The sequence below is a fragment of the Streptomyces sp. NPDC086777 genome (assembly GCF_040702065.1).
Taxonomy (GTDB): Bacteria; Actinomycetota; Actinomycetes; order Streptomycetales; family Streptomycetaceae; genus Streptomyces.
Genome location: NZ_JBFBJI010000014.1, coordinates 81,560 through 108,206 on the forward strand (window position 1 = coordinate 81,560; position 26,647 = coordinate 108,206).

Consider the following 26,647-nt stretch of genomic DNA (forward strand, 5'->3'; position numbering starts at 1 on the left):
CGTCCCCGAGGGGACGTATCGTGGCCGAAAGAGTGCCGCCCGATGAAGCACGGCCTGGGGTACCGCACGCGAGGAAGACGACCATGGCCGATCCCAAGGGGTTCATGACCACGCCGCGCGAGGAGTGGCCGCGGCGGCCCGTCGAGGAGCGGGTCCGGGACTGGGACGAGGTGTACGTCCCCGGCGCCCTGCTGCCGATCATCAGCAAGCAGGCGGACCGCTGCATGGACTGCGGGGTGCCGTTCTGCCACGATGCGTGTCCGCTGGGCAACCTCATCCCCGAGTGGAACGACCTGGTGTCGCGGGAGGACTGGCGGGCGGCGAGCGACCGGCTGCACGCCACCAACAACTTCCCGGAGTTCACCGGGCGGTTGTGCCCGGCACCGTGCGAGGCGGGGTGCGTGCTCGCGATCAACCAGCCCGCGGTCACGATCAAGAACGTCGAGTGTGCCATCGCGGACCGCGCCTGGGCGGAGGGGTTCGCCTCGCCGCGGCCGCCGGAGCGGTTGTCGGGACGGACCGTGGCGGTGATCGGGTCCGGGCCGACGGGGCTCGCGGCCGCACAGCAGCTGACCCGGGCCGGTCACACGGTCGCCGTGTACGAGAAGGACGACCGGCTGGGCGGGCTGATGCGCTACGGCATCCCGGAGTTCAAGATGGAGAAGCGCCATCTGGAGCGGCGGCTGGGCCAGATGCGGGCCGAGGGGACGAAGTTCCGTACCTCGGTGGCGGTCGGGCGGGACCTGCGAGCGGCGGAGCTGCGGACCCGGTACGACGCGGTGGTGATCGCGACCGGGGCGACGGCGTGGCGGGAACTTTCGGTACCGGGCCGGGAGTTGGACGGAATACACCAGGCGATGGAGTATCTGCCGCTGGCCAACCGGGTGTGCGAGGGGGATCTGCCCGAGTCGCCGATGTCGGCGGCCGGGAAGCACGTGGTGATCGTGGGCGGGGGTGACACGGGGGCGGACTGCCTGGGGACGGCGTTGCGGGAGCGGGCCGCGTCGGTGACCCAGTTGGACATCTACGCGCAGCCCGGCGCGGAGCGGGACGAGGACATCGAGCCGTGGCCGACGTACCCGAAGATCTACCGGCTGTCGGCGGCGCACGAGGAGGCGCGGGACCTGGAGGCGGCGCCCTCGGCGGACGCGGACGCCCGGTTGTTCGCGGCGTCGACGCTCCGTTTCACGGGTGACGGCAGCGGGCACGTGCGGTCGCTGCATCTGGTGGAGGTTGACGAGGCACGGCTGCCGGTGCCGGGGACCGGGCGGACGCTCCCGGCCGACCTGGTGCTGCTGGCGCTCGGTTTCTCCGGGCCCGACCGGGAGGACGGGCTCATCGACCAGCTGGGCGTGGCGACGGAACCGCGCGGCACCGTCTCCCGGGACGCGGGCTTCGCCACGAACGTGCCGGGCGTGTTCGCCGCCGGGGACGCGGCTCGCGGGCAGTCGCTGATCGTGTGGGCGATCGCCGAGGGGAGGGCGGTGGCGGCGGCCGTCGACCACTACCTGACAGGGGATTCGCGACTGCCGTGGCCGATATCGCCGCACGACCGGCCGATGACGGTGTAGCGGCCGGGAAAGCACCGGGGCAGGGACCAGGGCAGGGCCTGGGACCAGGGCAGGGCCGGAGGGGGCTACGGCTTGCGCGCCACCGCCCCGTAGCCCGGGATCACCCCGTCGTCCTGTCCCGGTACCGGCTCGCCCAGTTCCGGGTGCCAGTGGTGGACGACCGACACGCCCGGTTCGACCAGTTCGAGGCCGTCGAAGAAGCGGCCGAACTCGGCGCGGGAGCGCAGCGCCAGCGTGACCCCGGCCGCCCTGAGTTTCGCGACGGCCGCGGCCGACTCCTCCGGGGTGAAGTCGGCCGTGGCGTGGGTCATCATCAGGTAGCTGCCGGAGGGCAGTTGGGAGAGCAGCCGGCCGACCAGTTCGTGCGCCCCGTCCTCGTCGGAGACGAAGTGGAGCAGGGCGACGAGTGACAGCGCGACCGGGCGGTCGAGGTCCAGGACCGCCCGGGCGCCGGCGACGATCGCCGCCGGGTCGCGCACGTCGGCCTGGAGGTACTCCGTCGCGCCCTCGGGCGTGCCGCGCAGCAGGGCCGCCGCGTGCGCGAGCACGATCGGGTCGTTGTCGCAGTACACCACCCGGGCGTCGGGCGCGAGGCCCTGGGCGACCTGGTGCAGGTTGGGTTCGGTCGGGATGCCCGTGCCGACGTCCAGGAACTGCCGTACGCCGTGCTCGGCCAGCCACCGGGTGGCACGGTGCATGAAGGCGCGGTTGACCCGCGCCATCACCGGCACCCGGGGATCGAGGGCGAGCATCTGCCGGCCCATCTCCTCGTCGACGGGATAGTTGTCCTTGCCGCCGAGATACCAGTCGTACATGCGCGCCGGGTGCGGCTTGCTGGTGTCGATCACGAGGCACTCCGTAGACGTCGGACACGGACGATGATCAATTCAGCACCATTACAAAGAACTTGAACAAGAACAAAGAAGAGCGCGGAAAAGCAGGCAGAGGGGGACAGGGAGGTTCAGGAGAGCAGGAAGTCGGCCTCCCCCGCCTTGGCGCCCTGGATGAAGGCCGTCATCTCGTCCGTGGTGTAGATCAGCGCCGGCCCGTCCGGGTCGGTCGACTGGCGGACGGCGATCCGGCCGTCGGCCAGCTTCATCGCCTCCAGGCAGTTGCCCCCGTTGCCGCCGCTCCACGGCTTGTGCCAGCCCTCGCTGCCCAGTTCCCGGGCAGGCATGCCGTTGTAGATCCGCTCGGTGCGGTTCCGCGGCCCGGACTGGGGCTTTATGCGATCCATTCACAGCTCCTTGCGGAGATCCCGGAGGATCTCCTTCGTGCGTTGTGCCGTAGCGGCCTGCGCCGCCATGCGGTCCATGACTTCGAGGTGGGTCGCCACCTCGGTGCGCGCGTCCAGGTAGACGGCGCCGGTCAGGTACTCGCTGTAGACCATGTCCGGCAGTTCGGGCATGGCGAATCGGAACAGCACGAAGGGCCCGTACGTCCCCGGGTGCGGCCCGCTGGAGAACGGGGCGACCTGGAGCGTCACATTGGGCAGCTTCGTGATGTCGAGCAGTCGGTCGATCTGCGCGCGCATCACCTCCGGACCGCCGACCGGGCGGCGCAGGGCGGTCTCGTCCATCACCGCCCAGAAGCGCGGGGCCTCGGCACGGGTGAGCAGTTGCTGGCGCTGCATGCGCAGGGCGACGTGGCGTTCGATCTCCTCGGGCTCGGTCTGGCCGACGGCGCCGGACTTCAGCACTCCGCGGGCGTAGTCCTCGGTCTGCAGCAGGCCGGGCACGAAGTGCGGCTCGTAGGAGCGGATCAGGCTGGCCGCGCCCTCCAGGCTGACGTACATCGAGAACCAGTTCGGCAGGATGTCGTGGAACCGCTGCCACCAGCCGGGCCGGTTGGCCTCCTCGGCGAGGCGGACGAAGAGGTCGGCCTCGTCGTCGGTCACCCCGTAGGCCTTCAGGAGCAGTTGGAGGTACGGGATCTTGAGGGCGACCTCGGCCATCTCCATCCGGCGGACCGTGGCGGGCGCCACGCGGAGCACCCGGGCGGCCTCCTCACGCTTGAGCCCCGCGCGTTCCCGCAGGTCGAGGAGGCGCCGACCGAGGACCACCTGGCCCACCGTCGGCGCGGACCGCGGCTCGCTCACGCTCCACCTCCACGAAGTTCCCTGTTCCCGGGCCGGGTTCGCCGGCGCCCCGGCCGTCACACACATGCACGGTCCCGCACACACACGGTCACGCGCACACAGTCATCCACACACAGCCATGCACACACAGCCGTGCACAGATGGTCACGCACATACAGGTGTCACCCGGCATGCTGACAGCCCAGCGGCGCCATTCGAAGACTCATTCGAAGGTCCGACAGAATGACCGAAACAATCAATAAGACCGAATTGGCCGGAACAGCCGGAACATCCTGCTCGGTCGCATCGATCGCATTGGCCGGATCGGTCCGCCGGATCCTCACTGATCCCAACTGGCGCCGCTCGACATGCTGTTGCGAGCAGTGTGCCACGGCCTTTCACCGCGTCACACAGCACTCTGCATTTTTCAGAGTGACACTTGCCAAGTGTTCACGGCGGGGAGATAGTGGCAAGCGTGATTCCGTCCGCGCCCTTAGGAACAGACGCCGCCGCAGACCGGTTCGGTCTCGGCGCTGATGGGGGTCCTCCCGTGCGAACTCGTTCGACCGTGGAGGAGGCAGCCGGCCCGGGCGAGGGCACTGCCCTGCGCCGCTTCCGGTTCGAACTGGCCGCTCATCCCGGTTCCCCCGCCCAGGCGAGACGCCTGGTGCGTGCCCGGCTGACCGGCTGGTCGGTCTGCGCGGACACCTGCGACACCGCCGCCCTGGTCATATCCGAGCTGGTCACCAACGCGATCGTGCACACCGCGAGCAGTCGCGTCGTGTGCGAGTTGCACGACCACGACGACACGGTGCGCATCGCCGTGCAGGACGAGGGCTGTGCGCCCGACGAGCCCCACCCGTCCCCACAGCGCCCGGAGGAGGAGCACGGGAGGGGGTTGCTCCTCGTCGAGGCGCTGTGCCAGGCCTGGGGGGCTCAGGAGCACGGGTCCGGGCTGCTGGTCTGGGCGGAGTTGCGCCGGACCGACGCCGTCCGGGACACCGCCGAGCCGTGCAACGACCTGGGCTGGGGGGCGCGCCCCGCACCGGGTCCGTCGCGCGGCTCCTCCCACGAACCGGCGCACACGCCGGCGCCCCGGCCGTCGCCGGGCTCCGGCGCGGCGGGGCGGGCCGCGGCGCTGCCGATGCCCCGGCGGAGGCAGTCGTGAACGGCGCGTCCGGCTCCGGCCGTTCCCTGGGCCTCGACACGCTGATCCGCCTGAGGCGGGACCGGCGGCCGTCGCCCGCGGACGGTGCCGGCGGGTCGTTCCCGGTGCCCGAGGGCATGACCGCGCCGCTGGGCTGCGACGCGGTGGCGGTACCGGCGCGGCTCGGGCCGCTGGTGGTGCCGCGGCTGCCGCGGGTGGGATGCGTGTACGCCGATGGCACGCACTGGTGGTGGATCGTCCCGACGGATTCCGACGACGCCCTCACCTGGCCCGCCCCGGCCCATTACGGTCCGGGCGCCCCGCTTCCCGGTACCGCCCGCCTGATCCACCGCCCCGAGGGCACGGTGCCGTACACCCCGCCGATCCCGCTGTACCTCGCGCTGTGCCGGGTCACCGGCACGACACCGGAGTGGTCCCGCCCCCTGAGCGCGTGACACCGCGCGGCCCCGCCCGGCAGCTCCGGGCGCGGCTTCCCCGCGGCTCCGTACCGCCTCGTGCCGTACCCCTCCCGCACTCCCCCGTGCCCCGCGAGCCTCGGCACGCGCCCTGCCGGGTGACGACTGCGCCCGCGATAGTGGCCGTTCGTCCACGGACACCGACCCTGCCCGCGGACGGACACGGTACGGACGCGGCCGGAGACGGACACGGTACGGACGCGGACGGACACGGTCTCGGCCCCGGGGAGGATCGCGGTGAGGAAGAGGCGGGAGACGGCGGCGCCAGAGACGTCGGAGTCCGAGCAACTGCTGTTCGGCGGACCGCTCCGCTACGACATGGGCTGGAGCCAGCACGGCAACGCCTTCCTGGAGCTGGACTTCCGCGCCATGATGACCAGGCTGCCCGGCATGCTCGCGTCCAGTCTGCGGCTGGCCCGGCAGGCGGACGCCGGGGCCGCGCGGATCGTGCTGGCCGCGCAGGTGGGCGTCGGGGTGGCCCAGGCCGTGAGCCTGCTCGCCGTGAACAGCGTGCTCGGCCGGCTGATCGGCACCGGCACCATCGAGGAACGGCTGCGCAGCGCCGCCCCCGCCCTGGTGGCCATGGCCGCCGTCCTGTTCGTGGCCGCCCTGCTGCGTGCCGCGTCGACGTACGCCACCGGCCGCCTGGAGCCCAAGGTCGAGCGGGTGGCGACCGAGATGTACCTGGAGCGGGCCGCGGCCGTCGAACTCGCCGCGATCGAGGACCACGCCTTCCACAAGCTGCTGGACACCGCTCAGTACGGCGCCTCCTCGGCGCGCCGCATGATCATGTACGGCACACGCGTGGTGAACGCGCTGATCTCGCTGATCACCGCGGCCGGTGTGCTGACGGTGCTGCACCCGGCCCTGCTGCCGCTGCTGATCACGATGACGATCCCGAGCGCCTGGGGCGCCCTGACCAACGCCCGGCGCCGCTACGAGTCGTACCACACCTGGGTGCAGCACGCCCGCGCCGGCCACCTGATCAGCGCCCTGCTCACCGAGCCGGAGGCGGCGCCGGAGATCCGGGTGCACGGGGTCGGCCCGTTCCTGCTGCGGCACTACCGGGCGATGTCGGAGACGGCGGAGGCGGAACAGGCCCGGCTGGCCCGGCTCGCGGCCCGTACCGGCCTGATCGCGGCGGCCTGGACCGGCCTCGCGACCGTCGCCACGTACGCGACGCTCGGCGGACTGCTGCTGAGCGGGGCCATGGCCCTGTCGGTGGCCGGTACCGCGGTGATCGCGATCCGCAGCGGCTCGGCGAGCCTCAACACCCTGGTGCTGGAGATCAACACGCTGCACGAGGAGGCGCTGTTCGTGGGCGACCTGGAGCGGCTATACGTCGAGGCGGCGCAGCGGGCGATCCCGCTCGGCGGTGACCCGCTGCCCGAGGATCCCGAGGAGATCCGCTTCGAGAACGTCACCTTCACCTATCCGGGTGACCATCCGGACGACACCGTCCGCCCCGCCCTGGACGACGTCACGCTCAGCATCCCCCTCGGCCGGATCGTCGCCCTGGTCGGCGAGAACGGTTCCGGCAAGACCACCCTGGTCAAGCTGCTGGCCGGGCTGTACCAGCCGGACCGCGGCCGCATCCTGTGGGACGGCGTGGACGCGGCGCGGGCCGACCGGCAGCGGCTCGCCGAACGCATCGCCATGGTCGCGCAGAACTTCAAGCGCTGGCCGTTCACCGCCAAGGTCAACGTGGCCGTCGGCCGCTCGTCGGCGCCGCTCACCGACGAGCGGCTGGCCGCGTCGGTGGCGGAGGCGGGCGCGCAGGAGGTGGTGGAGGACCTGCCGCGCGGTCTGGACACCCTGCTGGCCCGCCACTTCAGCGGCGGGCACGAGCTGTCCGGCGGCCAATGGCAGCGGCTGGGCATCGCGCGGGCCGCCTACCGGCGCGGGCACATCCTGATCGTGGACGAGCCGACGGCCGCCCTGGACGCCCGGGCCGAGCTGGAGGTCTTCGAGAAGATCCGCGCGCTGGCGGGCAACGGCCAGACCGTCGTGCTGATCACGCACCGGCTGGCGTCGGTCCGCCACGCGGATCTGGTGCACGTCCTCGACCAGGGGCGGCTGGTGGAGTCGGGCACCCCGGACGAACTCCTGGCCAGCGGCGGGGTCTACGCGGAGCTGTACGCGCTCCAGGCGGACCAGTTCACGGTGAAACTGCCGGTCCGCAAGGTCGGTTAGCGGTCGGGGGCCGGTGTCGGGGGCTGCCGGTCGGCCGTCGGAGGCGGGTCAGCCCTCGGCTCCGCCGGTGCCGCGCACGATGACCAGGAACGTGTCCGTGGCCAGATCCATCACGACCTCGGCGGGCAGCCCTTCGAGCCGCCGGGCCTGCGCGAACTCCTCCGCAGGCCATGATCCTCGCGGTCCGCCTGCGGGAAAGCGCTCGAGCACGGTTCGCCCGTTCACCATCCTGCACCTCCAGAAATGCGTCGTACCTGTAGGAGTTAACGCTCTGGAGAACGCGAACGGCTCGCCCGGTGACGCTACTGAGACATACCCGACACACGGTCGGCGCGGACGGTGAGGGTCCGTTGACTTTCGGTTGGTTCCCGGCCATTTCCGTGACCGGTTGTGTCAGTCCTCGTACTCGTCGTGATAACGGACGCGGTCACCGCCCTCCGGCAGCCGGCCGAGCGCGGTCAGGTCGAGCAGGGAGGTGGCCGGGCCGAGTCCGTCGAGGCCGCGGTCGTACACCGAGTAGGTGTGGAAGACCCGTTCGTGCTCCCGCAGGAAGCAGCTGATGCCGGGCCGTTCGACGGGTTCGTCGTCCACGACGATGGTCGCCTCGAAGTCGCGGTTGAAGTCGCGGTCGAAGTCGGAGTGGCAGGACGAGTACCAGGGCAGCGTCCAGCCCATCCGCGCCTTGAACGGCAGGATCCTGGTGAACGGCGCCCGGGAGACCGCCGCGAACGAGGTGCCGCGCGCCCGCAGATGGGCGAGGTGGCCGATCTGGTCCAGGAAGGCGGCGCAGCAGGGGCAGCCGGCCTCCCACTCCGGGGCGAACATGAAGTGGTGGACGACGAGTTGGGCCCGCCCGTCGAAGAGGTCCAGCAGGGTCGCCTTGCCGTCGCCGCCCTCGAAGACGTACCCGGGGTCCACCTCGACCATGGGCAGCCTGCGCCGCTCGGCGCTCAGTGCGTCCCGCGCCCGCGTGAGTGCCTCCTCCTTGCGCAGCAACTCCGCTCGCGCGGCGCGCCACCGCTCACGCGAGACGATCTCCGGAAGCGACATGGGCCCTCCTGTACGACGGTCGGTTCCGGGTGGTGACCGCGGGAGGGAAGAGAACTCATCGGCGCGGCCGGGTTTTTTTCCGTACCTTTCGTACTCCCCGTGCCGCCGCAGCCGCGTGTCCGTCAGGTGTCGTACTCCTGGCTGCGCCGTCCGTGTCCGCGGTCGACGGGCCCGGGCAGCCGTTGCGCCGGCTCCCGGACGACCGAGGGCAGGTCGAGGGTGAGCAGTTCACGGCCGCCTCAGGACGCGGCGACCGCGCATCCGGTCCGGGCCTTGTCGCGCGGCGGCCCGGGCGAGCACGCCGGCCGCGCCGTCTCCTGGAAGGAGCCCGGCATGCTCCTGGGCACCTGGAACCTCGAAAACCTCTACCGGCCCGGCAAGCCCCTACGGCCCCAAGGACAAGTCCGCCTACGAGGCGAAGCTCGCCACCCTGGCCGCCGTGATCGGGACGCTGGACGAGGCGCTGCTCGGCGTGCAGGAGGTCGGCGACCCCGGCGCCCTGGCGGACCTGGCCGAACTGCTGGGCCCGAGCCGGCGGTTCGCCCTGTCCTCGCACCCCGACGGCCGGGGCATCCGGGTCGGCTTCCTGGCCCGTGCCGAGCTGCCGCCGGCCGCCGACACGGCCGCGTTCCCGGCCGCCCTGCACCCGGTGCAGACGGACGACTCGGGCGCGACCGCCGCGCAGACCGGGCGCGGCTTCCTGGCGGTCACGGTGCAGGCCCCGGCCGGACCGCTCACGGTGGCCGTGGCCCACCTCGAGTCCAAGCTCCTGACCTGTCCCGGCGACCGCTTCCACCCGCACGACGAGGGCGAACGGGCGCGCTACGGGGCGTACGCCCCTCTACCGGCGCGCCGCCGAGGCGACGGCGCTGCGGGCGCTGGCGGCCGGGCTGCTCGCCGGGCAGGGCACCTCCCGCGATGTCGCGGTCCTCGGCGACCTCAACGACGAGGTGCAGGCGGCCATCCACCCAGATCCTCCTCGGCCCGCCCGGCTCCGAACTCGGCACCCCCGGCTACGACCGTCCGGACCAGGGCGACGCCGTGCGCCTGTGGGACGTCGCCCCGCGCATACCGGCCGAGCAGCGCTACTCCCGCGTCGACTCCGGGCGGCACGAGCTGATCGACCACATCCTCCTCAGCCACCGCCTCGTCCACCGCCTGACGGAGGCGGGCACGGGCCTGCCTGGCACCACCGCACCGCCGGACCTGCCGTCGGCGGGTGCGGATCCGGCGACGCGGCGCGGGGTCGCCGGGTCGGACCACGCGCCGGTGTGGGCACGCTTCGACTGAGGCGCGGCCCACCCACCCGGCCTTCAGGCCGCGACCGGCATGCGTGGCACCGCGACGCCGAGCCGCCGCCCGCCGCGCTCCAGCTCCGCTGCCAGATCACCGAGTTGCCGGGTGTGCCGGGCGGTCAGCCGTCCCGTCTCGTCGAGGTGCACGGCGCATGCGGTGGTCGTGTCCACGAGCCGTTCGAGTACGGCGGCCACCGCGTCCGTGCCCTCGGTGTGCCGGGCGAGGGCGGGGAGTTCGGCGGCGGCGAGCGCGATGGCGGTGCGGGCCTCGGCGAGGGTGCGGTAGGCCTCGCGGCGCAGGGCCCAGCGTTCGCCCCGGTCGTCCGACCCGCTCAGGACGTGGTCGAGGTAGGCGTGCGCGGCCCGGCCGGCCGACGCGAGCCGGGCCCGTACGCCGCCGCCCCGCCGCCCAACCATCGGCAGGTGGCCGACGATCAGCACGAGCGCGCAGGCCAGCAGCGTCTCGCCGATCCGGCTGACGGAGGCCTGGGGTTCGCCGCCGACCATGACGAGGGCGAGCACGAGGACGGTGACGACGGCGGTCTGGGCGCCGAAGTGCCGGGTGGCGACCGGGATGAGCGCCCCGCAGACGGCGACCAGCGCGACGAGTCCCCCGGGCCGGGGCAGTACGGCGGCGAAGCCCGCGAAGACGAGGGCGCCGAGCACGGTTCCGGCGGCCCGGCACAGCACCCGGGAGGCGAGCGGCCCGAGGTCGGGCTTGACGAGGAAGACGGCGGTGGCGGGCAGCCAGTACCAGTGCTGGTGCTCGCCGTACCAGCGGGCGTGGTGCAGGGCCTGCGCGATGGCGGCGCTGGCTCCGAAGCAGAGGGCGACCCGCAGCCCGTACTCCCGCCCGCCGCTGCCGAGCGCGGCGCGCACGAGGTCGCGGGCGGGGCGGCGCCGGGCCGGTGGCCGCTGCTCGCCGCTCCCGGTCCGGTCGAAGGCTTCCGCGGCGCGCAGCAGGGCGTCGTCGAGGGCGCGCAGCGCGGGCGCGGACCGCGAGGGCGCGGGCAGCGGTCCGGTGCACCCGTTCTCCCGGACGGCGACGGCGAGTCGCCGGGGCCCCTCGGCCGCCCGCGGGGAGACGGGCTCGCCGGCCCAGGCGAGGGCGGTGGCCGCCTCGGCGAGGGGCAGGGCCGCGGCGTACTGGGTGTGCAGCCGTCGCTCGGCGGCGGAACTGGCGTACCGCCGCAGCCGGGGCCCGGTGAGCGCGTCCTGGGCGTGGTCGAGCGCGGCGGTGAGGGCGGCGCGCCGGTGGCCCGCTGCCTCGCCGCCCACCGCGTCGAGCAGGTCGGCGACGGCGTCGTACACGGCGGCGACGGCGGCCCGCTCGCCGTCGAAGCGGAAGTCACCGGCGATCGCGCCGGGAGTGGGCAGGGCGAGGCGGAGCAGGACCAGCCACCCGGCGCCCGCGAGAAAGGCGAGGGCCCGCTGCCAGCCCGCCTCGGCGACCGGCATCCCGGCGCCGATGGCGGCGGCGACCAGCAGCTGGGTGCCGGCCCCGGAGGCGACGGGTCCGACGGCGCTCGTGCCGCCGGCGACCAGCCCGAGGACGGTGAGCAGCAGGGTCAGCGGGACGGCGGTCAGGTGCGCCCCGCCGTACGTGCCGACGAGCAGCCCGAGTGCCCCGGCCGCCGCCGGCACCCCGAGCCGGCGTACCGCGGAGCGTCGGCTGCCCGGCCGGTCGTTGACCCCGGCCAGCATGGCGGCGATGGCGGCGACGACACCGAGGGAGGTGCGGTGCAGCAGGACCGCGGCAAGCAGCAGGGGCCCGGCGGCCAGCGCCCCTCTCGTCACCGCGCTCCAGGGCACGGGCCCGCGCTGGGCGCGCAGGGCGTGGGCGAGCCAGGGCGGCAGGGCGATGCGACGGGACACGGGGCTCCTGTCCGGACGAGGGCGGGGTGTGCCTTCGGGCGACGGTGGCCGGGCTGTTGGCTTCGGTGTCCACGGTAGATCGCGTTCCGGGACGAACAGGTGCGTTCGCATGTCGCGGGTGTGACAAGTGCCGCAGGGAGCCGGTTTCTTTATGAACGCAATTCCGGGCGGGCCCGGGGCGGGGCGGAACGCGAGCGGGCCCGGGGGCGTAGCCTGCCCCCGGGCCCCGGAATGCCGCCCATCGTCACACGCCGGCACGCTTGAGAGCCCGGGTCAGTCATAAGGTCGTCGCGTCCTTCCTTTGGACCACCACGCATCGAGCTGCGCGGGCAGGACTTGAACCTGCATTTCGACGTCTGGGGCCCGGGCCCGGTCGATCCGGCGATCGGCGGCGAATGCTGAGTCTGGAGCGAGAGTCTGAGATTCAATGCGGCCCGCCCCGTGTTCTGTGGGGTACGACCGCTCGTCACGACAAGGCTCAGCTTCAGCTTTGCGCTCCTCGCGCACCCCGGCCGCAGGGGCCGGGGAGTCTGGAAGGCTACCCGAACAGGTAGCCGAACACGGCGTCCCCGACCCGCCGGTCGACGACGTCGGCGCCGTTCGCCTCCTCCCGGGCGAACTTGACGGCCTGCTGCAACTTCTCGACCCGGTCGAGGAGTTCGTTGACCCGCCGCGCGGGCAGGGCACCCGAGAACTTCACGGTGGTCCAGTACCCCACCGGCACGTCCTCGTAGTAGACCTCGACCTGGGCCGGATGCTTCTCGGTGGCCTCGGCCTTCACGTGGTTGCGGGGCACCTTCTTGGTGCGCAGGGTCCGCACCGGCTCGGTCTTCCACGCGTCGGTGGAGGGGTCCTGCACCCACGACTCGGAGGCGTCGAGAACGGGCAGCTTCCGCACGAAGGTATTGAGGTCGACGAGCTGCTTCTCCAGGAACAGCAGATAGGAGACGGGTACGTCGGCGACCAGCACCCGCCCGTCCACCTGCACGTCGGCCCTGGCCTCGCAGTTGGCCCAGTCCTTGGTGGCGGTCACGTCGAAGAGCCGCGTCAGCGTGGCCGAGGTCTCCCGCAGCACGTCCTCGGCCTTGACCTGGACCCGTGTGGACTCGGGCGGCAACTGCTCGCCCTCCTCGTCCTTCGGCTGATACGTCCGCGAGATACCGGCCAGCAACGCGGGCTTCTGCAGCCCGTGGTGAGCCGACGTCAGGTCCTGGTGCGCCTTGGACTTGATGCCCTTCTCGACCGCGATGATCTGATTGAGTTTCGCCACGCGAGGGACGGTAGCAGTGGCAACCGGCGGGTTCCCAGGCGTTTTTCGAGCGGCCGGGAGGGCGGCGCGCAGCCGGACGGCGGCCCGGCCCCCACCACCGCGCCGGGGCTCGCGCGGCCGTCGTGTCCGGCGCGGTACGAGGTCCGGGAAATTCAGGTGCGCCCACCGGGCCCGGGCGCGGATGATCGACAAGTTGTCCGCCGTTCACTGCAGGAGCCCCTGTGATCCAGCGCGTCACCACCCCGGCTCTCTTCCCGCCGCCCGGCTACTCGCACGTCTCCGTCGTGGAGGCCGGCACCAGGATCGCGTTCCTCGCCGGTTCCGTTCCGCTGGACGACGAGGGCAAGCTCGTCGGCGAGGGGGATCCGCCGCGGCAGGCCGAGCAGGTGATCGCCAACCTGCGGGAGCAACTCCGTTCCGTGGGCAGCGACCTGGAGCACGTGCTGGCGACGGACGTGTACGTCGTGAGCAGTGAGCCCGCGGTGCTGTCCGGCGTGTGGGAGGTCGTCGAGGCCTCCGGGCTCAGCACCGGGCCGCACTCGTCGACGCTGATCGGGGTCGCCTGCCTGGGCTACACCGGGCAACTGGTGGAGATCACGGCCACGGCCGTCGTACCCGAGGGGGCGCCGGGATGAGTGCCGGGGTGGTACTGCGTCGTGCCGGTGGCCCGGATGCCGCCGGGGTCGCCGACGTCTGGCTGCGGTCGTTCGACGCCGCCCTGCCCACCGTCGTCCGGCCACGGTCGGACGACGAGGTGCGCGCGTACATCCGGGACGTCGTGGTGCCGGCGCGGGAGACGTGGGTCGCGGAGGCGGGCGGGTCCGTCGTGGGCATGATGGTGCTCGCGGGAGATCTGCTGTCCCAGCTGTACCTGGCCCCGGAGTGGCGGGGGCGCGGGATCGGTGACCGGTTCGTGGCGCTGGCCAAGGAGCGCTCGCCGTCGGGGCTGACGCTCTGGACCTTCCAGGTCAACAAGCCCGCGCACCGGTTCTACGAGCGGCACGGCTTCGTCGCCGTCGAGCACACGGACGGGAGCGGGAACGAGGAGCGGGAGCCGGACGTGCGGTACGTGTGGCGGCCCTGAGCCGGCCCCGGCTCCGCCTCCGGGAGGGCGCCCGCGTTACGGCTACGGCCGCCCCGGCCCGGCCCCCCACACCCGTCGCTTCGCCAGCGGCTTCCGGTAGCTGCCCGCCCTGCTGGTCGTGAGCCCCAGCGTCACCAGCGACTCGGCCAGCTTCACCGCCGCGCCGACCCCGTCGACCACCGGAACGCCGAGCTTGTCCCCCACCACCCGCTGCAGCCCCGTCATCCCGGCGCAGCCGAGGACCAGGACCTCGGCACCCGCGTCCCGGACCCGCTCGGCCGCGGCGAGGAACGCGGCCTCCGTGCGCCCGGGGTCCCCGGCGAGGTCCAGGACGCCGAGTCCGGTGCCGGCGACGGCGACGCAGTTGCGGGCCACCCCGGCGGTCTCCAGGCTGTCCTCGATCTGCCCGCGCGAGCGGTCCAGGGTGGTGACGACGCCGTAGCGGCGGCCCAGCAGGCAGGCGAGATGGGCGGCGGCCTCGGTGATGTCGACGACCGGGACGTCCACCAGCTCCCGGACGCCCTCCCGCCCGTGCTCGCCGAAACCGGCCATGACCACCGCGTCGTAGGGCTGACCTGCGTAAGTCCGCAGCGCGTCCAGGACCGCGGCCGCCGACAGGTAGCTGTCCAGCCAGCCCTCCGCCGACTCCGGACCCCACTCCGGGGTCAGCCCGGTCACGGCGGTGCCCGGGCCTGCGGCGGCCCGGGCACCTCGTACGATCTCCTCGGTCATCTCCTGCGTGGTGTTGCAGTTGGTGACGACGATCCGCACGTTCTTCAGACCTCCTCGACGACGGGGACGGGGGCGGCGGCCGGTGCGCGGTCACCGCGGCACAGTGCCAGGTACAGGCCCGCGGCCAGGGCGGTGCCGATGAACCAGGAGTAGGGCGCCACGTCGCCGAACGTCTTCACCAGCGCGAGCACGGCCGCGACCGCCGCCGAGGGCAGGAACGCCCAGAGTGCCTTGGGGTTGACGCCCTTGCGGTAGTGGTACGGGGAGCCGGGGGCCGCGTCGAAGAGCTGCCGGACGTCCACCCTGCCACGCTTGATCACGTAGTAGTCGACCATGATCACGCCGAACAGCGGGCCCAGGAAGGCGCCGAGGCCGCCGAGGAAGTAGTTGACGACGGTGGGGTTGGAGAAGAGGTTCCAGGGGGTGACGACCAGGGCCGCCACCGTGCTGATCATGCCGCCGACCCTGAAACTGATCTTCTGCGGCCAGACGTTGGCCAGGTCGTACGCCGGCGAGACGAAGTTGGCGACGATGTTGACGCCCATGGTGGCGACCGCGAAGGTCAGCGCCGCCACGACCAGGACCCAGGTGTTGCCGACCCGGGCGACCAGTTCGGCCGGGTCCGTGATGGCCTCGCCGAAGACCTCCAGGGAACCGGCGGTGACGATCACGGAGACGACCACGAAGGCTGTGGAGTTGATCGGCAGCCCCCAGAAGTTGCCGCGGCGGACGGTGCGGTAGTCGGGCGCGAAGCGGGAGAAGTCGCAGAAGTTGAGCATCAGGGTGCCGTAGGTGGCGAGGATCAGGCCGATCGCGCCGAACCACTGCCGCCACTGCTCGCCGGTGGAGACCGGGTGCGGGGTGGAGGTGAGCGAGATGGTCCAGTGGGCCTTGGCCAGGATCCAGACCGCCAGGGCGATCATGACCAGCCAGATCGCCGGGCCGCAGAAGTCCTGGAACCTGCGGATCGTCTCCATGCCGCGGCTGATGATCGCCGCCTGGATCAGCCACAGCGAGACGAAGGAGATCCAGCCCAGCGTGTCCAGGCCCAGGAACGAGCTCTCCGTGAGGGACTTCAGGCCCGGCCAGGCCGCCAGCAGCATCACGTTGACGGCGACGGACGCCAGGTAGGTCTGGATGCCGTACCACATGATGGCGATCACGGCCCGGATGAGCGCCGGGACGTTGGCGCCCCAGACACCGAAGCTGATGCGGCTGACCACGGGGAACGGGACGCCGTGGCGCTGGCCGATCCGGCCCATCCAGTTCATGCCGACGTAGATGAGCACGAAGCCGGCGAGGAGGGAGGTGAAGACCTGCCAGACGTTCATGCCGAGGACCAGCAGGCCGGCGGCGAAGGTGTAGTTGCCGAGGTTGTGGACGTCGGACATCCACATGGCGAAGAGGTCGAAGACCTTCCAGTTCCGCCGCTCGGCGGGGGCGAGGTCTTCGTTGGTGAGCCGGGGATCGGGGACGAACTCGGTTGCGCCGGTGGCTTCGGCGCGGTCGGCGAGGGACACGGGGCCTCCAGGGAACCAACCGGTGTACCAGCTTTTGGTATACCAAACTGCGGTCATGGTGCTCCCGTCAAGCGTCCGGACCGATGTCCGTGCCGTTACGGCTCCGTAAAAGCCCCCGGGGTCGGCGAAAATGGCCTCATGGGCTCCCCCACCACCAAGATCGAACCCCTGGGCGCGGTACGCGAACGCGTCCTCGCGACCCTGCGGCAGGACATCATCGCGGGGCGGCTGGGCCCGGGCGACCGGCTGGTGGAACGCGAGCTCGCCGAACGGTTCGGGGTGTCCCGGGTGCCGGTCCGGGAGGCGATCCGGGCCCTGGTCGCCGAGGGCTTCGTCCTCTTCGAGTCGGCCCGCCGCACGGTCGTGCGCCGGCTGACCCCGACCGACGTCAAGGAACTCTTCGAGCTGCGCGAGGCACTGGAGGTGTACGCGGCCGGGCTGGCGGCGGCCCGGGCGACCCCGGAGGCGCTGGCCGAGCTGCGGGAACTGCTCGACCGGGCGGCCGGGGCGACCGAGGCGGACGACGCCGAGACCATCACCGACATCAACACCCGGTTCCACGACCGGATCCTGGCCCTGGCCGGCAACAGCCTGCTCATCTCGGTCATGGAGCCGGTCGACGGCCGGCTCCGCTGGCTCACCCGGCGCAACGAGGAATGGCCCCAGCTCCTCACGGAGCACCGCGAGTTGTACGACGCGATCGCCTCCGGCGACCCGGACCGCGCCCGCGCCCGCGCACTCGGCCACGTGCAGGCCAACTACCGGTCGACCGTGCGGCACCTGTTCGGCGACGACGCCGACGGCCCCCGGCGGGACCCGGCCGCCCGGTAGCCGTCCACAGGAACACCTGTTCGCACAGGGATCTCCTAGAGTTCTCCTCACCAGTGAAGATCGAAACGGATCCGCGCGGACCGGACACGGATCGAGCGGACCCGACGGGGAGGACATGACCATGGTGAGCAGGCGGGGGCTGTTGAGCGGGGCCGCGCTGGTGGGGATGGGCGCGGTGGCCGGCATGACGGTGGGTACGGGGAGCGCCGCCGCCGACGAGCCGCTGGACACGCCGTTCACCCCGGTCGCCGCACCGCACCTGGCCGAGGCCGAGCAACTGGTGCGCTACCAGCGGCTGCTGGCGGCCGGCTACCTGCCGACGGGACTGGCCGGGCACTGGCCGCTGGACGGCAGCGGCGCGGACCGCTCCGGCCTGGAGCACCCGGTCACCCTGGGGCCGGGAGCGAGCTGGACCGGCCTCCGCGCGGGCGGCGAACTGAGCTTCGACGGCACCGCCGGTGCCTACGCGGCCACCACCTCCGTCCTGGACACCACGGCCCCGTTCACGGTCACGGCCTGGGTCCGGCTGGCCGAGGACGCCGTGCTCACGAACATGTACACGGCCGTCAGCCAGGACGGCGGCAGTGTCAGCCGCTTCCTGCTCCAGTACGACGACACGGCCGGGACCTGGGCCTTCAAGGTGCGCAGCGAGGACCAGGGCACCAAGGTCTCGGCGCTCGCCGGCACACGGGTGACGAAGACGGGCGTCTGGACCCACCTGGCAGGCGTCTGGGACGGCACCCGCGTCCAGCTCTACGTGAACGGCGTCCTGGAAGGCAGCGCGGACACCGCCCTGTCCTGGGCCGCGGCGCAGGGTTTCAGCATCGGCCGGGCCCGCTGGGACGGCGGCTACGTGAACCGCTTCAAGGGCGCGGTCGACGACGTCCGCGCCTACGGCCGCGCCCTCGGCGCCGAAGAGATCGCCCTGGTCAGCGGGCGTACGGCCCGCGCGAACAACGTCTATCTGATGGACACGGCGGCGACCGTGACCTGGGGCCGCCCGGACGACCTCGCCGGCTGGGTGGCCCGGGCCCGCTGCTCGTCCTTCGTCACCGCGGTCCTCAAGCACACCTACGGCTGGGCCACCGACGCCTACTTCCTCCAGTACTTCCAGGAGAAGGGACCGGAGGCCGCAGACTACTGCTCGGCGTTCCGTGACGACACCGCCGGCCCGCGCTTCCGGCGCATCCGCAAGGTCGCCGACCTGCGGCCGGGCGATCTGATCGCCGTCGACTACAACGGGCAGGACGCGGAGAACACCGGGCACATCGTCATGGTCCGCGAGGTCAAGGGCGTCTTCAGCGGGGTCGCCGACTTCACCGGCGAGACCCAGTACGCCGTCGAGATCGTCGACTGCACCTCCGACCCGCACGGCGTCCACGGGCTCAGCAACTACCCGCGCTACCCGGACACCCGCATGGTCAGCAACGTCGCCGGCGAGAACTTCGAGGGCGTCGGCATCGGCCACATGATGTTCTACGCCTCCGACACCACCGGCGAGTTCTCCCGGTACCGCTGGAGCGTCAACTCCTCCGCGTCCACCGGCACCCACCCGGTGGACGACCGCCCGGTGGCGGCGGCCCGGATCGTCTGAGCCGCGCCGCCCACGCCGGCCGGCCCGCCCGTCGTCACCCCAGTCCGGCCGCCTCCGCCGCCGTCCGCAGCACCTCCCGGAGCATCTCGGGGGTGAGGCGGCCGGTGAAGGTGTTGCGCTGGCTCACGTGGAAGCAGCCGAAGAGATCCAGGCCGCCGAGGCCGACCCGGGTGCCGTGGGCGAAGGCCGGACGGGGCCGGGGCACGGTCCAGCCCGCCTCCGCGAACGCAGGCAGCGCGGCCTGCCAGCCGAAGGCGCCGAGCACCACGGCCGCCCGCAGCGTCGGCCGCAGCAGCGTCAGCTCCTCGGTCAGCCAGTGACGGCAGGTGTCACGCTCCCCGGGGGTCGGCTTGTTGGCGGGCGGGGCGCAGTGCACGGGCGAGGTGATGCGCACGCCGTACAGCTCCAGGCCGTCGTCGGCGGTCACCGAGGTCGGCTGCGAGGCGAGCCCGACGTCGTACAGCGCCTGGTACAGCACGTCGCCGGAGCGGTCGCCGGTGAACATGCGGCCGGTGCGGTTGCCGCCGTGCGCGGCCGGGGCGAGGCCGACGATCAGCAGCCGGGCGTCGGCGGGCCCGAAGCCGGGGACGGGCCGGCCCCAGTACGTCCAGTCGGCGAACGCGGCCCGCTTGGTACGCGCCACGTCCTCCCGCCAGGCGACCAGGCGGGGGCAGGCACGGCAGTCGCTGACACGCTGGTCGAGACGGGCGAGCCGGGTGTGCGGGGCACCGGGGGTGTGGTCCACGTTTCAACGGTAGGGCCGCGGAGGTCTGCCGGGGCGGCTCGGGTGTGGGGTGGCGGGGGTGCGCGGGAGCGCCGTGTTGCTCTGTGCAAGACGGCGGGGGCGGGTTGTGTGTGGCTGATCGCGCAGTTCCTCCCCTCCCTCGCGCCCCTGAAGGGCGCGAGGCCGGCGTCGGGAAAACGGTTCCGTAGCTTCCGGCCTGGGGAGCTAAGGTCGGGGCATGGCTTCTGAGGATGCGGACGACGGCAGGGAGCATGCGAGCGGCGAGGCAGCCGCGGCTCCCGCGCCCGCGGCTCCCGACCCGGCCGCGGTCGCCGCGGCCGTCGCCGCTGCCGAGGCCGCGGGTCCCGCCCCCGGTGAGACCGTGCGGATCGACAGCTGGATCTGGGCCGTCCGCCTGATCAAGACCCGCTCCCTCGGAGCGACCGCCTGCCGGGGCGGACATGTCCAGGTGAACGGCGAACGGGTCAAGCCCGCCCACTCCGTGCGCGTCGGCGACGAGGTACGGCTGCGGCACGAGGGGCGGGAGCGGGTCGTCATCGTGAAGCGGCTGATCCGCAAGCGGGTCGGCGCCCCGGTGGCCGCCGTGTGCTACATCGACAACTCCCCGCCGCCCCCGCCCCGCGAGGCCTTCTCCCCCATCGGCATCCGCGACCGCGGTACCGGCCGCCCCACCAAGCGGGACCGCCGCGAGCTGGAGCGGCTGCGCGGCCTCGGCGGGACGGGGGGCATGGGCGGCGCGGGTGGGACCGGCGCGGGTGGGATGGGCTCGGCAGGCCGGCCGAGCGGTGGGCACCCCGGCGGACGGTGATCCGCCCGGCAGGCCCGGCGGGGTCCGGCCCAAGCCCGGCCGGGATCCGGCTCCGCGCCTGCCCGGCGCGGTCACCTGGGCCGGGTCGCCGGTACCGCCTTCACCCACGTTCCGTCCTCGGTCAGATACTCGGCCACCTCCAGTCCCGCCTCCGCGAGTGTCTCCTCGAACTGTTCCGGTGTGAGCGGCCGGGCCAGGAAGGTCTGGGTCCAGGTCGCGTCCGGGAACTCGTACTCCGCGTGCACCGAGTGCACTCCGTCCCCGACCGGCTCGGCCGACAGGATCCGTACGGTGTAGCCGCCGGGGTCGACCCGCTCCCTCGGCACCTTCGTGTGGTAGTCCGCGCCCTCCCGCTGGATGAGTACACAGCCGCCGTCCGCCACGTGCGCCGCGCAGGTGCGCAGCATGCCCCGGCGCACCTCCGGGTCCCCGGTGTGGACCAGGAACGACGCGAGCATCACCACGTCGAACTTCTCGCCCAGGTCGAGCCCTTCGATGGTGCTGCGTATCGTGCGCGCCCCGCGCACACGCGCCAGCATCTCCGCCGACTCGTCCACCGCCGTGACCCTGAACCCGCGCTCCAGGAGCGGGTGGGTCATGCGCCCCACACCGCTGCCCAGCTCCAGGATGCGGGCACCGGCCGGCACCGCCGCCTCGATGATGTCCGGCTCGGCGCCCGCGGTCAGGCGTGCGTAGAGCTCGACCGCGCAGCCGTCCGGGGTGATCGCTCCCGGACCCGTCCCCTCGTACCCCTCACGCATTTCAACCGTCATGCCCGGACAACGGGCGGTCGCCGCACCGCCGTTCCCGCACCCCGGCAGTTCACTCGTTCGAGCAGTTCGAAAGATCGACGGGAACTTTCCTGGGGGAAACAGCAGTTGACAGCCGTCACTGGTCCCACGGGAACCATCCGTGCCCGAGGTACCAGTGGCCGCCCGCCCGCAGGTGGTCGCCGACCGCCCGCTCCACCGACGTCCGCCGGGGCAGGTCCGCCACCGGCAGGTCCGGGGCGCCGAAGACGAAGCCGACCGGTATTCCGTCGGCCGGCTCCGGGTCCTCCCAGCCGGGCCGGAACCGCTCCTGGAAGCGGACGATGTTGGAGTCCGCAGCGAGGTGCCGGCGCAGCTGGGGGTCGAGCAGCCAGGAGTGGCAGGTCGCGACGGCGTGCGGCTCCTCGGGGAAGTGCCGGGCGAAGAACTCCCGGGCGTGGTCCAGGGAGCGGTCGCAGGCGGCCGGGGTGAGCGGCCCGAGGAAGTCGGGGATGTGCAGGTCCAGGGAGGGCTCTCCGCCGGTCACCTCGGTACCGGCCGCTCTGATCGCCTGCGCCGTGCGCTCGCCGAGCCCCGCCCGCTCGTACTGCAGCCGCCCCAGCTGGTAGAGCCGCCCGCGAAAGTGCCGGGTGAGCCACTCCGCCTGGTGCACTCCGAGCCCTCCCCTGCCGTGCCGCCTGCGGTGCAGCGCCATGCCGCGGCCGAGGTCGGCGAGCGTGTGGCGGGAGACGTCGTCGGGGATGCCGCGCGCCCGATGCACCGCGCGGGCGTGCGGCACCGCCGCGAGGAACACGTACACGAGGAAGTGCTCGCCCAGGGCGTCAGGGACCTGGGCGACGAGGTCGGCGAGCCCGGACGGGTCGTCCACTCCCCGGGCGGCACCGGTCACGTCCTCGGCGCCCTCCTCCAGCAGCCGCCGTACCCCGGGGTCGGCGGCCACGGCCCGCCGCAGGGCCACCACCTCGTTGACGTCCTCGTGCGGGACGGCGAGGTCGAGGAGCAGGTCGGGCAGGTCGGCGGCGTCGGGCAGCACGGCTGGGTCCCCCTTGGTGGACGTCCGGTCGAGGAGTAGGTTGCAGACAGGAACGGTGATCCGGGATGCGTACAGGCAGTGAACCGGTGACCGCCCGCAGTGCCCTGCGGGCGCGGCTGTGGCTGAGCGTGTGGGGGCTGGTCTGGGCCGTCTTCGGCACGGCGGCGTTCGCGTTGCTGGGCCGCCCCGGCTGGGCAGCGGCCTGCGGGGTGCTGTGGCTGGTGGCCACCGTCGACATGGCAGTGATCCTCAGGCACATCCGGCAGGGTCCGCACTATCAGCCGGGCCGTGACGTGCCGCCGTACCGGCCCGCGGACGGTCGTCCCCCGCCGTTCCGACACCCGCGGCAGCACCGTCACCCCTGAGGGGGTGCCAGGACACGTCCCGCCGGGTCACGCGTCGCCGGGTCACGTCCCGCCGGTTCACGCGTCGCCGGGTCACGCGTCGCCGGGTCACGCGTCGCTGTCGAAGCGGGCCGCTTTCAGGTACTCCGGGTTCGGGTCCAGGGCGGCCGCCAGCCGGAAGTGGCGTATCGCGAGGTCGGCTCGGCCCTGGCGCTGATAGGTGCGGGCGAGCGCGAAGTGGGCGAACGCGTTGTCCGGCTCGCGTTCCAGGACGATGGTGAACTCCAGCTCGGCGGGTCGCAGTTGCGCGGCGGCGAAGAAGGCACGCGCGCGCAGCAGCCGGGCGGCGGTGTTCTCGGGGTGCGCGCCGATCACTCCGTCCAGCAGCTTCACCGCACCCCGCGGGTCCCGTGCGTTGAGCAGCTGCTCGGCGGCACGGAAATCGATGACATGCGTCTCCGGAGTACGTCCGGTCGAACCGCTGGTCTCGGGCACGGCAAAGTCCTTCCCTCGCTGAAGCGGTTCAACGCCCGGACGGGTGGCCGCTATTTCGTGGACGCGTTCCGCTCGTTCGGACCGGTCGTCCGCGCGCGCCGCCGGAGGTCGGCCCAGACCTCCCCGACCCGCTGCCGGAGCGCGTCCAGGGGCACGTCGTTGTCGATCACGATGTCCGCGATCTCCAGGCGCTTCTCGCGCGTCGCCTGCGCGGCCATACGGGCGCGGGCGTCCTCCTCGGTCATCCCCCGCAGCCGTGTCAGCCGGTCCAGCTGGGTCTCGGGAGCGGCGTCCACGACGACCACGACGTTGTAGAGCCGCGCGAGGCCGTTCTCCGCGAGGAGCGGGACGTCGTGGACCACCACGGCGTCCTCGGCGGCCGCGCTCTCCAGCTCGCGGGACCTGGCCCCGACGAGGGGGTGCACGATCGCGTTCAGCACGGCGAGTCTCGCGGGGTCGGCGAAGACGATCGAGCCGAGCCTCGGCCGGTCCAGGCTGCCGTCGGCGGTCAGCACGTCCGCCCCGAAGGCCTCGGTCACGGCGGCCAGTCCGGGAGTCCCGGGCGCCACGACCTCACGCGCGATGCGGTCCGCGTCGATCAGCACCGCACCGTGCCCGACGAGCAGCCGCGACACCTCGCTCTTGCCGGCTCCGATCCCGCCGGTGAGACCAACTTTCAGCATGTCCCGAAGCTTAGGCCCTGCCGGCGGCACCGGCCGGGACGGGGCCCGCCCGTACGTGACCACGCACCGGCCGGTAGGGCGGGCCCCGGCCGGTGCGTGGTCACGCGCGGGTGCGCGCGGGTCTCAGTTCTCGCCCTCCCGCTCCGCGAGGAAGCGCTCGAATTCGAGGCCGATCTCGTCCGCCGAGGGGATCTCCACCGGCTCGGCGAGCATGTTGCCCCGGGTCTCGGCGCCCGCGGCCGCGTCGTACTGGTGCTCAAGACCCTGCACGAGGGCGGTCAGCTCCTCGTCGCCCTCCTGGATCTGGCTGTCGATCTCCGTCTGGGTGCGGTGCGCGTCCGTGCGCAGGGCGTGCGCGATCCCCGGGAGGACCAGGCCGGTGGCGGCCGTGACGGCTTCCAGGACGGTCAGGGCCGCGTCCGGGTAGGGCGAGCGGGCGATGTAGTGCGGCACGTGCGCGGCGACGCCCAGGACGTCGTGCCCGGCTTCCATGAGCCGGAATTCGAGCAGCGACTCGGCGCTGCCGGGCACCTGGGCCTCGTCGAACGGGCTGCGGTGCCCGGGGACCAGGTCGGTGCGGTTGCCGTGCGGGGTGAGACCCACGGGGCGGGTGTGCGGTACGCCCATGGGGATGCCGTGGAAGTTCACGGACAGGCGGACGCCGAGCCGCTCCACGATCTGCCGGACGGCCGCGGCGAACCGCTCCCACTCGACGTCCGGCTCGGGGCCGGACAGCAGCAGGAAGGGGGCGCCGGTGGCGTCCTGCACCAGGCGGACCTCGATGCTGGGCTCCTCGTACTCGGTCCAGCGGTCCCGCTTGAAGGTCAGCAGCGGGCGGCGGGCCCGGTAGTCCACGAGCCGGTCGTGGTCGAAGCGGGCGACGACCTGGTGGGGCAGCGAGTCGAGCAGCCGGTCGACGATCTGGTCGCCGGTCTCACCCGCGTCGATGTATCCGTCGAAGTGGTAGAGCATGACAAGACCTGCCGACTCCTGGGCCAGCGCCATGTCGACGACGGCCAGGCCCTTCGGCTCCCATGCGTACAAACCCTGCGGATCAAGCACTGTGACCGCTCCTCCTCGTGTTCGTACGGGTCAACGCGGCACTGACCACAGGCATTCCCACCGACCCGCTGAACAGGCCCCTCTCACCGCCTTCTCATCCCGGGAGGCCCTCCCTGCCGGGGTCGGGCCGCCGGCACGCGCGCGTGCAGCGCGGTCACCGCCCGGTGTGCCGAACTGGACGTCCCGTGCTGCCAGGCGTCCGTGAGGCTGAGCCGGTCGCCGGCGAGGCCCGCGATGCCACCGCCGAGGACGACGACCCGGCCCGCGGCAACACCAAGGGGCCGCACCTCGGAAGGTACGGCCCCTCGGTCAGGAGCTACTGCTCAGTGAGCGTTCAGCTCTGGCCACCCGCGAGCTTCTCGCGGAGCGCGGCCAGCGCCTCGTCCGAGGCCAGCGCACCGGAGGTGTCGGCGCCCTCGGAGGAGTACGAACCGCCACCGGCGGCCGGAGCCGCACCCGCGGCGTCGCCGCCCTCGGCAGCGGCAGCGGCGTCGGCCTCGCGGCTCTTGATGACCTGCTGCTGGTGCTGCTCGAAGCGCTGCTGCGCCTCGGCGTACTGGTGCTCCCACGCCTCGCGCTGGGTCTCGTAGCCCTCGAGCCAGTCGTTGGTCTCGGGGTCGAAGCCCTCGGGGTAGATGTAGTTGCCCTGGTCGTCGTAGGACGCGGCCATGCCGTACAGGGTCGGGTCGAACTCGACCGAGGCCGGGTCGGCACCGAAGGACTCGTTGGCCTGCTTGAGGGACAGCGAGATCCGGCGACGCTCCAGGTCGATGTCGATGACCTTGACGAAGATCTCGTCGTTGACCTGGACGACCTGCTCCGGGATCTCCACGTGGCGCTCGGCCAGCTCGGAGATGTGGACCAGACCCTCGATGCCCTCGTCGACGCGGACGAACGCACCGAACGGAACCAGCTTCGTGACCTTGCCGGGCACGACCTGGCCGATCTGGTGGGTGCGGGCGAACTGCTGCCACGGGTCTTCCTGGGTCGCCTTCAGCGACAGGGAGACACGCTCGCGGTCCATGTCGACGTCGAGGACCTCGACGGTGACCTCCTGGCCGACCTCGACGACCTCGGAGGGGTGGTCGATGTGCTTCCAGGACAGCTCGGAGACGTGGACCAGACCGTCGACGCCACCCAGGTCCACGAAGGCACCGAAGTTGACGATCGAGGAGACCACACCGGAGCGGACCTGACCCTTCTGGAGGGTCGTGAGGAACGTCTGGCGGACCTCGGACTGGGTCTGCTCCAGCCAGGCACGGCGGGACAGGACCACGTTGTTGCGGTTCTTGTCCAGCTCGATGATCTTCGCCTCGAGCTCCTTGCCCACGTAGGGCTGGAGGTCGCGGACGCGGCGCATCTCGACCAGGGAGGCCGGGAGGAAGCCGCGGAGGCCGATGTCGAGGATGAGACCACCCTTGACGACCTCGATGACGGTACCGGTGACGATGCCGTCCTCTTCCTTGATCTTCTCGATGGTGCCCCAGGCACGCTCGTACTGGGCGCGCTTCTTCGAGAGGATCAGGCGGCCTTCCTTGTCCTCCTTCTGGAGGACCAGGGCCTCGATCTCGTCACCGACGGCGACGACCTCGTTCGGGTCGACGTCGTGCTTGATCGAGAGCTCGCGGCTCGGGATGACACCTTCGGTCTTGTAACCGATGTCGAGCAGGACCTCGTCCCGGTCGACCTTCACGATGACGCCGTCGACGATGTCGCCGTCGTTGAAGTACTTGATCGTCTCGTCGATCGCGGCGAGGAAGGCTTCCTCGTTACCGATGTCGTTGACCGCTACCTGCGGGGTGGTGGCGGTGGTCTCGGTGCTGCTCGTCATGTGGGAAAGGGCTCCGGTACGGACATTGAAGTCGTAGGTACTGCTTACGCCGGGAGCCCGTTTCGCTCTGAAGAAGCCGGACAGCCAAGGAAGCGCCACACAAAAACACTGGTGGCGCCTCGACAACCGAGGGGACATACAACAGATGCGAGCGCAGCCTG

General features: G+C 72.3%; 26 protein-coding genes and 1 pseudogene. 11 read left to right on the forward strand and 16 right to left on the reverse strand.

Going from position 1 to position 26,647, the window contains the following annotated elements:
* Window positions 1-83: 83 nt before the first annotated feature.
* Window positions 84-1,571, forward strand: coding sequence for a glutamate synthase subunit beta (locus AB0472_RS20930; RefSeq protein ID WP_366357968.1), 1,488 nt, complete (start codon window positions 84-86; stop codon window positions 1,569-1,571).
* A gap of 65 nt (window positions 1,572-1,636) precedes the next feature.
* Here the strand turns inward: AB0472_RS20930 and AB0472_RS20935 are convergent, their stop codons facing one another.
* From AB0472_RS20935 to AB0472_RS20945, 3 genes are all read right to left on the reverse strand, one after another.
* The gene (locus AB0472_RS20935) at window positions 1,637-2,419 is read right to left on the reverse strand and encodes an SAM-dependent methyltransferase (RefSeq protein ID WP_366357969.1); all 783 of its coding nucleotides are present in this window, start codon (window positions 2,417-2,419) and stop codon (window positions 1,637-1,639) included.
* 113 nt (window positions 2,420-2,532) lie between these two features.
* Window positions 2,533-2,808: a DUF397 domain-containing protein gene (locus AB0472_RS20940; RefSeq protein ID WP_366357970.1), complete on the reverse strand. Its 276-nt coding sequence runs from the start codon at window positions 2,806-2,808 to the stop codon at window positions 2,533-2,535.
* On the reverse strand, window positions 2,809-3,669 hold the full coding sequence (locus AB0472_RS20945) for a helix-turn-helix transcriptional regulator (RefSeq protein ID WP_366357971.1): 861 nt from the start codon (window positions 3,667-3,669) through the stop codon (window positions 2,809-2,811).
* A gap of 445 nt (window positions 3,670-4,114) precedes the next feature.
* On the opposite strand from AB0472_RS20945, the gene AB0472_RS20950 reads away from it, so the two are divergent.
* The 3 genes from AB0472_RS20950 to AB0472_RS20960 all read left to right on the forward strand — a co-directional run bounded on the left by AB0472_RS20950 (window position 4,115) and on the right by AB0472_RS20960 (window position 7,464).
* Window positions 4,115-4,816: an ATP-binding protein gene (locus AB0472_RS20950; protein ID WP_366357972.1), complete on the forward strand. Its 702-nt coding sequence runs from the start codon at window positions 4,115-4,117 to the stop codon at window positions 4,814-4,816.
* Entirely contained in the window at window positions 4,813-5,250 is a 438-nt protein-coding gene (locus AB0472_RS20955) for a hypothetical protein (RefSeq protein WP_366357973.1), read from the forward strand. Before AB0472_RS20950 ends, AB0472_RS20955 begins: the two co-directional genes overlap by 4 nt.
* A 339-nt stretch (window positions 5,251-5,589) precedes the next feature.
* Window positions 5,590-7,464 (forward strand): ABC transporter ATP-binding protein, encoded by a 1,875-nt coding sequence (locus AB0472_RS20960; RefSeq protein WP_366358091.1) that lies wholly within the window; start codon window positions 5,590-5,592, stop codon window positions 7,462-7,464.
* Window positions 7,465-7,512: 48 nt separating this feature from the next.
* Here the strand turns inward: AB0472_RS20960 and AB0472_RS20965 are convergent, their stop codons facing one another.
* A complete protein-coding gene (locus AB0472_RS20965; RefSeq protein ID WP_366357974.1) occupies window positions 7,513-7,692 on the reverse strand; it encodes a hypothetical protein in 180 nt (59 codons plus the stop codon).
* Between the two features lie 165 nt (window positions 7,693-7,857).
* Window positions 7,858-8,514 carry a DUF899 domain-containing protein gene (locus tag AB0472_RS20970; protein WP_366357975.1) on the reverse strand — a complete coding sequence of 219 codons (657 nt, stop codon included), beginning with the start codon at window positions 8,512-8,514 and terminating at the stop codon, window positions 7,858-7,860.
* Window positions 8,515-8,847: 333 nt separating this feature from the next.
* Between AB0472_RS20970 and AB0472_RS20975 the strand changes: the two are divergent.
* Window positions 8,848-9,804 (forward strand): annotated as a pseudogene (locus AB0472_RS20975) (endonuclease/exonuclease/phosphatase family protein).
* 23 nt (window positions 9,805-9,827) lie between these two features.
* Here AB0472_RS20975 and AB0472_RS20980 read toward each other — a convergent pair.
* Both AB0472_RS20980 and AB0472_RS20985 read right to left on the reverse strand, forming a co-directional pair.
* Window positions 9,828-11,684 (reverse strand): FUSC family protein, encoded by a 1,857-nt coding sequence (locus AB0472_RS20980; protein ID WP_366357976.1) that lies wholly within the window; start codon window positions 11,682-11,684, stop codon window positions 9,828-9,830.
* A gap of 538 nt (window positions 11,685-12,222) precedes the next feature.
* Entirely contained in the window at window positions 12,223-12,954 is a 732-nt protein-coding gene (locus AB0472_RS20985; RefSeq protein ID WP_366357977.1) for a hypothetical protein, read from the reverse strand.
* A 221-nt stretch (window positions 12,955-13,175) separates the two neighbouring features.
* On the opposite strand from AB0472_RS20985, the gene AB0472_RS20990 reads away from it, so the two are divergent.
* Complete coding sequence (locus AB0472_RS20990; RefSeq protein WP_366357978.1) at window positions 13,176-13,589, forward strand: RidA family protein; 414 nt, start codon at window positions 13,176-13,178, stop codon at window positions 13,587-13,589.
* A complete protein-coding gene (locus AB0472_RS20995; protein ID WP_366357979.1) occupies window positions 13,586-14,038 on the forward strand; it encodes a GNAT family N-acetyltransferase in 453 nt (150 codons plus the stop codon). Before AB0472_RS20990 ends, AB0472_RS20995 begins: the two co-directional genes overlap by 4 nt.
* Before the next feature lie 42 nt (window positions 14,039-14,080).
* On the opposite strand, the gene AB0472_RS21000 is transcribed toward AB0472_RS20995, so the two are convergent.
* Both AB0472_RS21000 and AB0472_RS21005 read right to left on the reverse strand, forming a co-directional pair.
* Entirely contained in the window at window positions 14,081-14,809 is a 729-nt protein-coding gene (locus AB0472_RS21000; protein WP_366357980.1) for an aspartate/glutamate racemase family protein, read from the reverse strand.
* Window positions 14,810-14,814: 5 nt separating this feature from the next.
* Complete coding sequence (locus AB0472_RS21005; protein ID WP_366357981.1) at window positions 14,815-16,290, reverse strand: NCS1 family nucleobase:cation symporter-1; 1,476 nt, start codon at window positions 16,288-16,290, stop codon at window positions 14,815-14,817.
* 138 nt (window positions 16,291-16,428) lie between these two features.
* On the opposite strand from AB0472_RS21005, the gene AB0472_RS21010 reads away from it, so the two are divergent.
* Window positions 16,429-17,121, forward strand: coding sequence for a GntR family transcriptional regulator (locus AB0472_RS21010; protein WP_366357982.1), 693 nt, complete (start codon window positions 16,429-16,431; stop codon window positions 17,119-17,121).
* 121 nt (window positions 17,122-17,242) lie between these two features.
* Complete coding sequence (locus AB0472_RS21015; RefSeq protein ID WP_366357983.1) at window positions 17,243-18,715, forward strand: LamG domain-containing protein; 1,473 nt, start codon at window positions 17,243-17,245, stop codon at window positions 18,713-18,715.
* Window positions 18,716-18,749: 34 nt separating this feature from the next.
* On the opposite strand, the gene AB0472_RS21020 is transcribed toward AB0472_RS21015, so the two are convergent.
* The gene (locus tag AB0472_RS21020) at window positions 18,750-19,460 is read right to left on the reverse strand and encodes a uracil-DNA glycosylase (protein WP_366357984.1); all 711 of its coding nucleotides are present in this window, start codon (window positions 19,458-19,460) and stop codon (window positions 18,750-18,752) included.
* 217 nt (window positions 19,461-19,677) lie between these two features.
* Here AB0472_RS21020 and AB0472_RS21025 point away from each other — a divergent pair, with 217 nt between their 5' ends.
* Window positions 19,678-20,268, forward strand: a complete 591-nt coding sequence (locus AB0472_RS21025) for an RNA-binding S4 domain-containing protein (RefSeq protein ID WP_366357985.1) — start codon at window positions 19,678-19,680, stop codon at window positions 20,266-20,268.
* A gap of 71 nt (window positions 20,269-20,339) precedes the next feature.
* Here AB0472_RS21025 and AB0472_RS21030 read toward each other — a convergent pair whose 3' ends face one another.
* Both AB0472_RS21030 and AB0472_RS21035 read right to left on the reverse strand, forming a co-directional pair.
* Window positions 20,340-21,029 (reverse strand): class I SAM-dependent methyltransferase, encoded by a 690-nt coding sequence (locus AB0472_RS21030; protein ID WP_366358092.1) that lies wholly within the window; start codon window positions 21,027-21,029, stop codon window positions 20,340-20,342.
* A 127-nt stretch (window positions 21,030-21,156) separates the two neighbouring features.
* Window positions 21,157-22,071 (reverse strand): acyltransferase domain-containing protein, encoded by a 915-nt coding sequence (locus AB0472_RS21035; RefSeq protein ID WP_366357986.1) that lies wholly within the window; start codon window positions 22,069-22,071, stop codon window positions 21,157-21,159.
* Between the two features lie 65 nt (window positions 22,072-22,136).
* Here AB0472_RS21035 and AB0472_RS21040 point away from each other — a divergent pair, with 65 nt between their 5' ends.
* On the forward strand, window positions 22,137-22,436 hold the full coding sequence (locus AB0472_RS21040; protein WP_366357987.1) for a DUF6343 family protein: 300 nt from the start codon (window positions 22,137-22,139) through the stop codon (window positions 22,434-22,436).
* A gap of 87 nt (window positions 22,437-22,523) precedes the next feature.
* On the opposite strand, the gene AB0472_RS21045 is transcribed toward AB0472_RS21040, so the two are convergent.
* The 4 genes from AB0472_RS21045 to rpsA all read right to left on the reverse strand — a co-directional run bounded on the left by AB0472_RS21045 (window position 22,524) and on the right by rpsA (window position 26,486).
* Window positions 22,524-22,910 (reverse strand): tetratricopeptide repeat protein, encoded by a 387-nt coding sequence (locus tag AB0472_RS21045; protein ID WP_093504386.1) that lies wholly within the window; start codon window positions 22,908-22,910, stop codon window positions 22,524-22,526.
* A gap of 50 nt (window positions 22,911-22,960) precedes the next feature.
* A complete protein-coding gene (gene coaE / locus AB0472_RS21050; RefSeq protein ID WP_366357988.1) occupies window positions 22,961-23,593 on the reverse strand; it encodes a dephospho-CoA kinase in 633 nt (210 codons plus the stop codon).
* A 123-nt stretch (window positions 23,594-23,716) separates the two neighbouring features.
* Complete coding sequence (locus AB0472_RS21055; RefSeq protein WP_366357989.1) at window positions 23,717-24,655, reverse strand: PAC2 family protein; 939 nt, start codon at window positions 24,653-24,655, stop codon at window positions 23,717-23,719.
* Between the two features lie 334 nt (window positions 24,656-24,989).
* The gene (rpsA, locus tag AB0472_RS21060) at window positions 24,990-26,486 is read right to left on the reverse strand and encodes a 30S ribosomal protein S1 (RefSeq protein ID WP_351705100.1); all 1,497 of its coding nucleotides are present in this window, start codon (window positions 26,484-26,486) and stop codon (window positions 24,990-24,992) included.
* Window positions 26,487-26,647 lie beyond the last annotated feature (161 nt).